Here is an 11,847-nt window from a genome sequence, read left to right on the forward strand (position 1 = left end):
TCAGGCCTCCAGTGCCGGATCGATCTCCAGCACTTCTACATCAAAATGGACAGTGCGCCCGGCAAGCGGATGGTTGAAGTCAACGGTAATCGAGTCGCCGTTGATTTCGCGGATCACGCCAGGCATTTCGCTGCCGTCCATAGCGGTAAAGAGCATAATTGCCCCGATCTCCGGTTCACCCGCGTCCATAAACTCACGACGGGAGAAGTACTGGATCAGATCCGGGCTTGGCACGCCAAACGCGGCATCCGGCTCCAGCGAAAAGGCTTTTTTCTCACCCTCTTTCAGACCGAGAAGCTGCTGCTCAAGACCTTCAGACAGGGAGGTATCGCCAAGACGAAACAGGGCTGGTTTGCCGTTGTTGCGGGTGGATTCGGCCGTAGAGCCGTCATCCAGCTTCAGCGTAAAGTGAACGAGAACCGCGCTGTTGCTCTGTACGGATTTAGACATGCAAATTGCTCGCTTGTTTTGGGTCACCTGTTGCCCGGTGGCGCTACGCTTACCGGGCCTACGGGGGCCACAAATTCTGTAGGCCGGGATCGCTACGCGTCACCCGGCTGGTTTTGTTACGCCTGCTCTTTCGCTGCCGGTTTAGGCAAGAAGCCTTCCAGCACGATTAACGCCGCACCAACGCATATTGCGCTATCGGCGAGGTTAAAGGTCGCGAAGTGCCAGTCGCCGACGTAGAAGTCGATCATATCGACCACAAAGCCGTGCCACAGGCGGTCAAACAGGTTACCCAGCGCGCCGCCAATGATCAGCGCGTAGGCGATGTTATTCAGCTTTTGCGTGGCCTTCGAGCGGTACATCAGCACCGCCAGCACGACGCAGATACCGATAGCGATACCCGCGAAGAACCAGCGCTGCCAGCCACCGCTGTCGGCAAGGAAACTAAACGCCGCACCGTAGTTGCGGGCGTAGTGCAGGTTAAGCGACGGAAACAGCGGGACCGTATCCCCCAGAGCGAAATTCTGGAGGATCAGGAACTTGCTGCCCAAATCAATAATCAGCACCACCACCACCAGCCACAGCCAGCGCAGTCCTGTTGAACAGAGAGTTTTACTCATCAGGCAAACTTACGTTTTTCGCCGTCACCGGCGACGTTGCTTACACAGCGTCCGCAGATGTCTGCGTGTTCCGCCACCTGACCGACATCAGTGGTGTAATGCCAGCAACGCGGGCATTTTTCACCGTCGGCTTTGCTCAGCGCGACCTTCAGTCCTTTGAGCAGTTCGCTCTGCTGAGCATCAGCAGACGCCTCGGCATAATCCGCAACTTTCGCACCAGAGGTCAACAGGACAAATCGTAATTCATCGCCCAGCGCGGTCAGCTTCGCGGCCAGCTCAGGCTCTGCGTACACGGTCACCGTCGCTTCCAGAGAGCCACCGACTTTCTTGTCAGCGCGCGCCTGCTCGATAACCTTGTTCACTTCGCCACGCACTTTCAGCAGCTCGTCCCAATAGGCATCGTTCATCGCTTCGGTGCTGGAGAGATCGAACAGACCTTCATACCACTCGCCGGTGAAGACATACTTCTCACGGTCGCCCGGCAGGTAACCCCAGATTTCATCCGCGGTGAAGGACATGATCGGCGCCATCCAGCGCACCAGCGCTTCTGCGATGTGGTACAGCGCAGACTGACAGCTGCGGCGCGCCACGCTGTCCGCTTTCGCGGTGTACTGACGGTCTTTAATGATGTCGAGGTAGAACGAGCCCATCTCGATGGAGCAGAAGCGCATCAGGCGCTGCACCACTTCGTGGAAATCGTAAGACTCATACGCTTTCAGGATATCTTCCTGCGCCGCTTTCGCGCAGCCTACCGCCCAGCGATCGAGCACGACCATCTCTTCCGGCTTCACCATATCTTTTACCGGATCGAACCCGTTCAGGTTCGCCAGCAGGAAGCGCGCGGTGTTACGAATACGACGATAGCTGTCGGCAGCACGCTTCAGGATCTCGTCAGACACCGCCATTTCGCCGGTGTAGTCGGTAGAGGCTACCCACAGACGCAGGATGTCCGCGCCCAGCTTGTTCATTACGTCCTGCGGCGAAACGGTGTTACCGATGGACTTGGACATCTTACGGCCCTGACCATCCACGGTGAAGCCGTGAGTCAGTACCTGACGGTAAGGTGCTTTGCCCTTCATGGCGGTGGAGATCATCAGGGATGACATGAACCAGCCGCGGTGTTGGTCGGAGCCTTCGAGATACATGTCGGCAGCGTGACCGGCGAACTCAGGGCGCACGTCAACCACAGAGGCATGGGTTGAACCGGAGTCGAACCACACGTCCAGGGTATCCGGCACTTTCTCGTAGTTGTCCGCGTCCGCGCCCAGGATGTCGCGGGCGTCGAGATCCCACCACGCCTGAATGCCGTCAACTTCAACGCGTTTCGCCACTTCTTCCATCAGTTCCAGGGTGTTCGGATGCAGTTCCTGCGTCTCTTTGTGCACGAACAGCGACATCGGCACGCCCCAGGTGCGCTGACGGGAGATACACCAGTCAGGACGGTTAGCCACCATGGATTCGATACGCGCCTGGCCCCAGTCCGGGATCCACTGCACGCCTTTGATCTCTTTCAGAGACTGCTCGCGCAGGCCCTTCTGATCCATGCTGACGAACCACTGCGGGGTCGCACGGAAGATGATTGGCGTCTTGTGACGCCAGCAGCACGGATAGCTGTGCTGCATTTTTTCAACGTGCAGCAGCGCGCCGCTGGTGCGCAGCATGTCGACAATAATGTCGTTCGCTTTGAAGACGTTGATGCCGTCCAGCGCCGGGTAGGTGCCAGGCAGGTAAGAGCCGTCCGGCCCAACCGGGTTGGCGATTTCCAGACCGTACTTCAGGCTGATGTTGTAGTCGTCAGGGCCGTGGCCACCGGCGGTATGTACCGCACCGGTACCCGCGTCCAGCGTTACGTGGTCGCCCAGAATCGCCGGAACGTCGAAGTCCAGGAACGGGTGTTTGAAGCGCATCAGTTCCAGCGCGTCGCCTTTTACGGTGCCCAGCACGGTGTAATCGGTGATGTTCGCGCGTTTCAGTACGCTTTCGACCAGGTCTTTCGCCAGGATAACCGCACGGCCATCAATCTGCACCAGCGCATACTCAAACTCGCCAGAGAGGGAGATCGCGCGGTTAGCAGGCAGCGTCCACGGGGTGGTTGTCCAGATAACCAGCGAGACTGGACCGCTTACCCCAGGCAGACCAAATTTAGCTTTGATCGCATCCTGATCGACCGCTTCGAACGCCACGTCGATAGAAGGCGAGGTTTTGTCGTAATACTCTACTTCCGCTTCGGCCAGCGCAGAACGGCAGTCCACGCACCAGTGCACCGGCTTCGCGCCTTTGTGCAGGTGGCCGTTACCGATGATTTTGCCCAGCGCACGGATGATGTTGGCTTCGGTTTTGAAATCCATGGTCAGGTACGGATGCGACCAGTCGCCCAGCACGCCCAGACGGATAAAGTCAGCGCGCTGACCGTCAACCTGGGTGGCTGCGTATTCGCGGCACTTCGCGCGGAATTCTGCGGCGGTGAACTTCTCACCCGGCTTACCGTACTCTTGCTCTACTTTCAGCTCGATTGGCAGACCATGGCAGTCCCAGCCCGGAACGTAAGGCGAGTCATATCCCGCGAGTCCTTTGGACTTCACGATAATGTCTTTCAGAATCTTGTTTACAGAGTGACCAATATGAATGCTGCCATTCGCATATGGAGGGCCATCATGCAGAATGAAGGTTTTTTTGCCTTTTTTGGCTGCACGAATGATGCCGTACAGGTCATCATCGGTCCAACGCGCCAGCATTCCCGGTTCACGCTTGGCGAGATCGCCGCGCATCGGGAACCCTGTTTCCGGCAAATTCAGGGTTGATTTATAGTCACTCATCAGATTCTCGGTTCCGTATTTATCACGTAGGCAGTTAAGCCGGTTCTAAAGCCCAAAAAACTCGCGGGCCGTTAATTCATCTCGCGCGATTTGCGCCTTAAGTTCATCCAGCGAAGCGAATCGCTGTTCATTGCGTATTTTTTTACGCAGTATCACATCTATATGGCGACCATACAGGTCCATTACAACGTCCAGCAGGTGTACTTCTAACTGTTGACGCACACCGGCAACCGTTGGACGTGTGCCAATGTTGGCGACGCCGTAGAAAGGCTTCTCGCCCAGTCCTGCCACTTCCACCGCATAGACCCCTTTAACCGGGGAGACCTGACGACGCAGCGGTATATTCGCCGTCGGGAAACCTATCGTGCGGCCCAGCGCATCGCCATGGACCACGCGACCTGAAATCGTGAACGGGTGACCCAGCAGCGTTTCTGCCGTGTCCAGTTCATCGTTCGCCAGCGCCTGACGTACCGCCGTGCTGCTGACGCGCACGCCGCCCTCGCAGAAGGTCATTGTACTGGTGACGTCAAACCCGTACTCCAGGCCAGCCTTCTGTAATAACAAGAAATCGCCCTGACGACCAGCGCCAAAGCGGAAATCATCGCCCACGGCGAGAAACTGCACGCCAAGCTGCCTGACCAACAGGTCGCTGACAAAATTTTGTGCGGTCAGCGCGGCAAAACGACGGTCGAACCGTACACACAGGACGTAGTCCACCCCTGACTCCGCCAGGTAGCGTAACTTCTCACGCAGACGCGTCAGCCGCGCGGGGGATTTCTCGCCTGCAAACAGCTCCAGCGGCTGAGGCTCGAAAATCATCACCACGACGGGCAGGCCTCGCGCCTCGCCTTCTTTACGCAATCCCTGCAACAGCGCCTGATGCCCACGATGCACGCCGTCGAAATTACCAATGGTCAGCACGCACCCGTGCGGGGCTTGACTGAGATTATGTATGCCGCGTATCAGCTTCATGACTGGCTCAAAACAGTGAAAATCGCCAAAGTATACCTTGTACAGCGGTTAAGGTTAACCGGCGATTGTTCACGCTAAACAGAAAGCCGTATGATTTCATCACGCTGACCTTTCACAGCAAAAAAATCTGCCCGCGAACTGCGATTTTTACGCCGAAAAGCTGTATTCACGAACGACAAGCTGGTAGAATCCTGCGCCATCACTACGTAACGTAGCGTCGCCACATTAACGGCGCTTATTTGCACAAATCCATTGACAAAAGAAGGTATAGAGGGCATATTCCTCGGCCTTTGAATTGTCCACATAGATCATATTTGGGAGTTGGACCTTGGCTAATATCAAATCAGCTAAGAAACGTGCCGTTCAGTCTGAAAAGGCTCGTAAGCACAATGCAAGCCGTCGCTCTATGATGCGTACTTTCATCAAGAAAGTATACGCAGCAATCGAAGCTGGCGACAAAGCTGCAGCGCAGAACGCATTTAACGAAATGCAACCAATCGTGGATCGTCAGGCTGCTAAAGGTCTGATCCACAAAAACAAAGCAGCGCGTCATAAAGCAAACCTGACCGCGCAGATCAACAAACTGGCTTAATCGCCACTTGTTGTTGCTTGTTTGAAAGAACCCGCTTAACGCGGGTTTTTTTATGCCTTCAGATTGCCGGCGGCGTAAACAGCGCCGAGTAGTCCCGGTTGCAGATTCGCTGCACCGCCGGATGCTGAATCATCCTTTCGGCGAATATGGCGTGATACTCTTCCATCACGTTATCCACCCTGCCAATCTCGGTAATCTTGTCGTCTGAATAGAGATCGTGCGCATACAGCGTCGGGGCAACGAAGATAGCGTTGTGCGCCTCGCCAAAGGCTTTCATCAGCGCCGCATCGTCGAACTCACCGAGAATTTCTACGTTTAGCCCCTGCGAGTTAAACCAGTTCAGCAGCTTACGTCCGAGCATGGACCGCCTCCCCGGAACCAGCAAGCGGCGCTCTTCCAGGCAAGCCGGAAACGGTTTTTCCGGCGGTGGATTGATGCACCAGAAACTGACACCGCATTCGCCAATTTTCACCGAGAACAAGCCTTCCTGCTGCGTGGAATCGATAGGACAATCCGAAATAATCATATCCAGCTTATGCTGGCTCAGCTGTTCCAGCAGCATCTCGTGAGTGGACTCAAAGCAGCGTAAATGTATCTGTTCATCTTCCACCACCGCCGCATCCAGCACACCGCTTACCAGCCGTTTGGACAACGCATCCGCCACGCCCACGTCAAAGAGCAGGTTCGACTCTTTGCGATAGTTAACGATATCCAGCATCTCCTGGCTCAGGGTGAACATCTTGTCCGCATAGCGGAATACCAGTTCACCCAGCTCGCTCGGCTCAATGCCACGCCCTTTCCGCTTAAAAAGCTTTCCCTGCAAGCGCTCTTCCAGGGCTTTGATTTGCCCGGTGATAGTCTGTGGCGTCAGGTAGAGCGCCTCTGCGGCACCCACGACCGAGCCCTGCTTGTAGACATGCCAGAAGTAATAGAGATGGTTATAGTTCAAATGAGACATCACGTTTTCACTCCCTGATAGTTTATCGGGAGAAGGCTTCCCTTCTCCCGGTTTCCTGTTATGCCTGGACAGCCTGTCCGGACAACTTCACCTTCAACAAGGTGTAACCCATAACCGCGGCCAGGAACGACCCGATAAGAATGCCGAGTTTCGCCCAGACGATAAGCTCAGGCGCGCTTGCGCCAAACGCCAGCGTCGAGATAAAGATCGACATGGTGAATCCAATACCGCACAGCACGCCAACGGCCATAATCTGGCTAAAGGTGGTTCCGTTTGGCAATGACGCCAGCTTCAGCTTCAGCGCCAGCCAGCAGAACAGGCTGATGCCCAGCGGCTTACCAATAAACAGACCGGCGATGATACCCAGCGGCAGCACAGAGGTGAGTCCGTCCAGGGTAACCCCGGCCAGGGAAACACCCGCGTTGGCAAACGCAAACAGCGGCAGGATCATAAAACCCACCCACGGATGAAGCACATGCTCCAGCTGTCTGGCAGGCGATTTGCCGTCCTGTTCCTTCAGCGGAATAAAGAAGCCAACGATGACGCCCGCCAGCGTGGCATGCACGCCAGACTTCAGCACCGCCGTCCACAGCACCATCCCCACCAGAATATAAATCCCCGTGCGTCGGACGTTGAAGACGTTCAGCAACGCCAGCACCGCAATAGCCACGGCCGCCACGCTCAGAGACAGAACGGACAGATCGCTGGTGTAGAACAGCGCGATAATCACGATAGCGCCCAGATCATCGATAATCGCCAGCGCCATCAGGAAAATTTTCAGTGCTACCGGGACGCGGCTACCGAGCAAGGCTAAGACCCCGAGCGCAAACGCGATATCCGTTGCGGCCGGGATCGCCCAGCCGTCACGAGCAACCGGATCCTGCCACGCAAATGCGAGAAAGAGCAACGCCGGAACGATCATCCCGCCAATCGCCGCGATCACCGGAAACGCCGCACGCTGACGGCTGGCAAGCGAACCGCTCACCAGCTCACGTTTAACCTCCAGGCCCACCAGCAGGAAGAACACCGCCATCAGCGCATCGTTGATCCACAGCAGCATGTTCTTATTAATTTCCAGCGCCCCGACCTTCAGCTCGACGGGCGTTTCCAGAAATGCGTGATAGAGATCGCGTGTCATGCCCATATTGGCGAGCAGCATGGCAGCCGCAGCAGCAATAATCAGGATGACGCCGCCGGATGCCTCACTGCTAAAGAAACGGTGTAGTAATTTCACGTTTAAACTCTCTTTTACAACAATACCTCGGTAAAACCATAATATCAGCGCAAACAGATCGGTAAAAACAGATTAATATTGGTTATAGATTCAGTTTAACCGAGGTATAACGCTATAAAGCAAAAAGCCCGGAATCGCTTCCGGGCTTTAAATGATAGTAACCAGCTGGCGGGTTAGCGGGTTAAATCGTCGAAGAATTTTTTGACGCCATCGAAGAAGCTTTTGGAGCGCGGGCTGTTTTTCTCACCTGTCGGGCCACCAAAGCTTTCCTGAAGCTCTTTCAGCAGCTGTTTCTGCTTATCGTTCAGGCCGACCGGCGTTTCCACGACCACGCGGCATAACAGGTCACCCTGCGCGCCACCGCGAACGGATTTAACGCCTTTGCCGCGCATGCGGAACAGTTTCCCGGTCTGGGTTTCGCCAGGGATTTTCAGGTTAACGCGACCGTCCAGCGTCGGCACTTCGATTTCGCCGCCCAGCGCCGCCATCGCAAAGTTGATCGGCACTTCACAGTACAGGTTGTTACCTTCACGCTCGAAGATGGCGTGCTGCTTCACCTGAACCTGAACGTACAGATCGCCTGCCGGTGCGCCGTGCTCGCCGGCTTCACCCTCACCTGCCAGACGGATGCGGTCGCCCGTATCGACGCCTGCCGGGATCTTAACGGACAGCGTTTTGGTTTTCTCCACGCGACCGTGACCATGACATTTGGTGCACGGATCTTTAATCAGCGTACCGCGACCATGACAGTGCGGACAGGCCTGCTGCACCGCGAAGAAGCCCTGGCGCATCTGCACCTGACCGGAACCGTGACAGGTTGGGCAGGTCTGTGGCTGAGTCCCCGCTTTCGCACCGCTGCCGTGGCAAACGTCACACTCTTCCAGCGTCGGAATACGGATCTCTTTGGTGACGCCGCGAACCGCTTCTTCCAGCGTCAGGTCCATGTTGTAGCGCAGGTCTGCGCCGCGCGCCGCGCGCTGACGGCCACGCCCGCCACCGAAGATATCGCCAAATACATCACCAAAGATATCGCTGAAATCAGCGCCGCCGCCGAAGCCGCCGCCGCCAAATCCACCGCCGCCCATGCCGCCCTGTTCAAAGGCCGCGTGTCCGTACTGATCATAGGCCGCACGTTTTTGTGCATCGGTCAGGACTTCGTAGGCTTCTTTAATCTCTTTAAATTTGGCTTCAGCCTCTTTGTCACCCTGATTACGGTCAGGGTGGAATTTCATGGCCAGGCGCTTATACGCCTTTTTGATTTCACGCTCTTCCGCAGTTTTCGGAACGCCTAAAATCTCGTAATAGTCTTGCTTTGCCATTGGTTTTTTTAAGCCCCTTAACATGCGAGCACGGGCGTGGAGAATTCTCCTACGCCCGTGCCGATTACTTACCCTGCATCAGGGCGATTATTTTTTGTCTTTCACTTCTTCGAACTCAGCGTCGACAACATCGTCGTCTTTCGCGTTGTTCGCCGAAGCATCAGCGCCCGCCTGCTGCTGTGCGTGCTGCTGCTGAGCGATTTCCATCAGCTTCTGAGAAACCTGTGCCAGCTCCTGCATCTTCGCTTCGATGTCCGCTTTGTCTTCGCCTTTCAGAGACGTTTCCAGCGCGCTCAGTGCAGTTTCGATTGCAGTTTTGTCTTCCGCTGGCAGTTTATCGCCCGCTTCTTCAACCTGCTTACGGGTGCTGTGCAGCAGATGGTCACCCTGGTTACGGGTCTGAACCAGCTCTTCAAACTTACGGTCGGATTCCGCGTTAGCTTCGGCATCACGAACCATTTTTTCGATTTCCGCTTCGTTCAGGCCAGAAGATGCCTTGATGGTAATCTTCTGCTCTTTACCGCTGTTTTTGTCTTTCGCAGACACGTGCAGGATACCGTCAGCATCGATGTCGAAGGTGACTTCGATCTGTGGCATGCCGCGTGGTGCCGGGTTAATACCGTCCAGGTTGAACTGACCCAGAGATTTGTTATCCGCCGCGCGCTTACGCTCACCCTGAATCACATGGATGGTTACCGCAGACTGGTTGTCTTCAGCGGTAGAGAACACCTGGCTGTGTTTCGTCGGGATAGTGGTGTTTTTGTTGATGAGCGGAGTCATCACGCCACCCATGGTTTCGATACCCAGAGACAGCGGGGTAACGTCCAGCAGCAGTACGTCTTTCACTTCACCGGTCAGTACACCACCCTGAACCGCAGCACCGATAGCAACCGCTTCGTCCGGGTTCACGTCTTTACGTGGCTCTTTACCAAAGAATTCAGCCACTTTCTTCTGAACCATTGGCATACGAGTCTGACCACCTACCAGGATAACGTCCTGAATGTCAGACACGGACAGGCCAGCGTCCTGCAATGCAACTTTCAGTGGCTCGATAGAACGGTTCACGAGGTCTTCTACCAGGCTTTCCAGTTTCGCACGGGTCACTTTGATGTTCATGTGTTTTGGACCGGTCGCGTCTGCGGTGATGTACGGCAGGTTCACGTCGGTCTGCTGAGCGGAAGACAGCTCGATCTTCGCTTTCTCAGCGGCTTCTTTCAGGCGCTGCATAGCCAGCGGGTCGTTACGCAGGTCAATGCCCTGATCTTTCTTGAACTCGTCAACGAGGTAGTTGATCAGACGGGTATCGAAGTCTTCACCACCCAGGTGGGTATCACCGTTGGTTGCCAGAACTTCGAAGGTTTTTTCGCCGTCAACATCGTCGATTTCGATAATAGAAATATCGAAGGTACCACCACCCAGGTCGTAAACCGCGATAGTACGGTTGCCAACTTCTTTATCCAGACCGTAAGCCAGTGCTGCTGCGGTTGGTTCGTTGATGATACGTTTTACTTCCAGGCCTGCGATACGGCCAGCATCTTTGGTTGCCTGACGCTGAGCATCGTTGAAGTAAGCAGGTACGGTGATAACAGCTTCAGTTACCGGTTCACCCAGGTAATCTTCCGCAGTTTTCTTCATTTTCTTCAGCACTTCAGCAGAGATCTGCGGAGGTGCAGTTTTGGTGCCTTTCACATCAAGCCATGCATCGCCGTTATCGGCTGCGATGATTTTGTAAGGCATGATGGAAACGTCACGCTGAACTTCTTCGTCCTGGAAGCGGCGGCCAATCAGGCGTTTGATCGCAAACAGGGTGTTTTGCGGGTTTGTCACTGCCTGACGTTTAGCCGGCTGACCAACCAGAGTTTCACCATCCTGGGTATAAGCAATGATAGAAGGCGTGGTGCGATCGCCCTCGGCGTTCTCCAGCACACGTGCAGTAGTGCCATCCATAATCGCTACACAAGAGTTGGTAGTACCCAGGTCGATACCAATAATTTTACCCATCTAAACGTCTCCACTAAAAATTCAGTCAACATGTGGTTGTGTACCTGTAATAAGGGCAGAACGTGCTTTTTCAACTGCCCAGATTTGATTTTTTTCAGGTCCACACACTGCGGTTGCTTACAAGATGGGGTCACAACGGCATCCATCAAGGGGGAAGGATAAAAAATTTTTTAATTTCACCCCGGTGAGATCATAGACGGCGTCGATGCCGCCCATTATGATGCCGCGCCCCGTCAGGGAGAACTGGCGCGGGTTTAACCATTTCACCATATTAATGATGATTTTTTGAGGACTTATGGGCAACACTAAGTTGGCTAATCCGGCTCCGCTGGGCCTGATGGGTTTTGGCATGACCACCATTCTGCTGAACCTGCACAATATCGGGATGTTCCCGATGGACGGCATTATCCTGGCGATGGGCATTTTTTACGGCGGTATCGCACAAATCTTTGCGGGCCTGCTGGAATATAAGAAAGGCAACACCTTCGGCTTAACCGCCTTTACCTCTTACGGTTCTTTCTGGCTGACTCTGGTCGCGATTCTGCTGATGCCTAAAATGGGCCTGGCGGAGGCGGCAAACGCCCATTTCCTGGGCGTGTACCTGGGACTGTGGGGCGTGTTCACCCTGTTCATGTTCTTTGGCACCCTCAAGGCGAACCGCGCGCTGCAATTCGTCTTCCTGAGCCTGACCGTCCTGTTCGCCCTGCTGGCCATCGGTCACCTGGCGGATAACGAAGGCATCGTTCACGTTGCCGGCTGGGTCGGTCTGGTTTGCGGCGCAAGCGCAATCTACCTGGCCATGGGTGAAGTGCTGAACGAGCAGTTCGACCGCACCATTCTACCGATTGGTGAAAAACACTGATCCCTCTGTCGTGGCCCCGGCGCCGG

General features: G+C 55.2%; 10 protein-coding genes and 1 pseudogene. 2 read left to right on the forward strand and 9 right to left on the reverse strand.

What is annotated here, in order from left to right:
• From fkpB to ACOTZD_RS07710, 5 genes and pseudogenes are all read right to left on the reverse strand, one after another.
• Positions 1-450 carry an FKBP-type peptidyl-prolyl cis-trans isomerase gene (fkpB, locus tag ACOTZD_RS07690; protein WP_003856450.1) on the reverse strand — a complete coding sequence of 150 codons (450 nt, stop codon included), beginning with the start codon at positions 448-450 and terminating at the stop codon, positions 1-3.
• A gap of 116 nt (positions 451-566) precedes the next feature.
• Positions 567-1,067, reverse strand: coding sequence for a signal peptidase II (gene lspA, locus ACOTZD_RS07695; RefSeq protein WP_003856452.1), 501 nt, complete (start codon positions 1,065-1,067; stop codon positions 567-569).
• Complete coding sequence (gene ileS, locus ACOTZD_RS07700) at positions 1,067-3,883, reverse strand: isoleucine--tRNA ligase (protein ID WP_032608473.1); 2,817 nt, start codon at positions 3,881-3,883, stop codon at positions 1,067-1,069. The genes lspA and ileS overlap by 1 nt, the downstream gene beginning before the upstream one ends.
• 45 nt (positions 3,884-3,928) lie before the next feature.
• Positions 3,929-4,855: a bifunctional riboflavin kinase/FAD synthetase gene (ribF, locus tag ACOTZD_RS07705; protein WP_003856456.1), complete on the reverse strand. Its 927-nt coding sequence runs from the start codon at positions 4,853-4,855 to the stop codon at positions 3,929-3,931.
• 7 nt (positions 4,856-4,862) lie between these two features.
• A pseudogene (locus ACOTZD_RS07710) lies at positions 4,863-5,068 on the reverse strand (DUF2575 domain-containing protein); the annotation flags it as partial.
• Positions 5,069-5,183: 115 nt separating this feature from the next.
• Here ACOTZD_RS07710 and rpsT point away from each other — a divergent pair.
• On the forward strand, positions 5,184-5,447 hold the full coding sequence (rpsT, locus tag ACOTZD_RS07715; protein ID WP_003856458.1) for a 30S ribosomal protein S20: 264 nt from the start codon (positions 5,184-5,186) through the stop codon (positions 5,445-5,447).
• A 58-nt stretch (positions 5,448-5,505) separates the two neighbouring features.
• Here the strand turns inward: rpsT and nhaR are convergent, their stop codons facing one another.
• The 4 genes from nhaR to dnaK form a co-directional block, all read right to left on the reverse strand.
• On the reverse strand, positions 5,506-6,405 hold the full coding sequence (gene nhaR, locus ACOTZD_RS07720; protein ID WP_003856462.1) for a transcriptional activator NhaR: 900 nt from the start codon (positions 6,403-6,405) through the stop codon (positions 5,506-5,508).
• A gap of 58 nt (positions 6,406-6,463) precedes the next feature.
• Entirely contained in the window at positions 6,464-7,639 is a 1,176-nt protein-coding gene (gene nhaA, locus ACOTZD_RS07725) for a Na+/H+ antiporter NhaA (RefSeq protein WP_022650383.1), read from the reverse strand.
• A 173-nt stretch (positions 7,640-7,812) separates the two neighbouring features.
• On the reverse strand, positions 7,813-8,958 hold the full coding sequence (gene dnaJ / locus ACOTZD_RS07730; RefSeq protein WP_008502040.1) for a molecular chaperone DnaJ: 1,146 nt from the start codon (positions 8,956-8,958) through the stop codon (positions 7,813-7,815).
• 87 nt (positions 8,959-9,045) lie between these two features.
• Positions 9,046-10,959 (reverse strand): molecular chaperone DnaK, encoded by a 1,914-nt coding sequence (gene dnaK / locus ACOTZD_RS07735; RefSeq protein ID WP_003856470.1) that lies wholly within the window; start codon positions 10,957-10,959, stop codon positions 9,046-9,048.
• Positions 10,960-11,254: 295 nt separating this feature from the next.
• Between dnaK and satP the strand changes: the two genes are divergently transcribed.
• Positions 11,255-11,821, forward strand: a complete 567-nt coding sequence (satP, locus tag ACOTZD_RS07740; RefSeq protein WP_003856474.1) for an acetate uptake transporter — start codon at positions 11,255-11,257, stop codon at positions 11,819-11,821.
• Positions 11,822-11,847 lie beyond the last annotated feature (26 nt).

This window comes from Enterobacter cloacae complex sp. SHL022, assembly GCF_049237785.1.
In the GTDB taxonomy this organism is placed as follows: domain Bacteria; phylum Pseudomonadota; class Gammaproteobacteria; order Enterobacterales; family Enterobacteriaceae; genus Enterobacter; species Enterobacter hormaechei_C.